The organism is Paraburkholderia sp. SIMBA_053 (genome assembly GCF_046534895.1).
In the GTDB taxonomy this organism is placed as follows: domain Bacteria; phylum Pseudomonadota; class Gammaproteobacteria; order Burkholderiales; family Burkholderiaceae; genus Paraburkholderia; species Paraburkholderia caledonica.
The window spans coordinates 1-252 of the sequence record NZ_JAWRXU010001221.1; the positions used below are offsets into that span (position 1 = coordinate 1).

The 252-nt window shown below is 56.3% G+C and carries 1 protein-coding gene; it reads right to left on the reverse strand.

Going from position 1 to position 252, the window contains the following annotated elements; translation table 11 throughout:
- The coding region (locus SB753_RS39520) for an IS1 family transposase (RefSeq protein WP_265920485.1) at window positions 1–252 on the reverse strand (252 nt) is incomplete at both ends.

Genomic DNA, 252 nt, shown 5'->3' on the forward strand with positions numbered 1-252 from the left:
GATTTTGAGAACGACAGCGACTTCCGTCCCAGCCGTGCCAGGTGCTGCCTCAGATTCAGGTTATGCCGCTCAATTCGCTGCGTATATCGCTTGCTGATTACGTGCAGCTTTCCCTTCAGGCGGGATTCATACAGCGGCCAGCCATCCGTCATCCATATCACCACGTCAAAGGGTGACAGCAGGCTCATAAGACGCCCCAGCGTCGCCATAGTGCGTTCACCGAATACGTGCGCAACAACCGTCTTCCGGAGC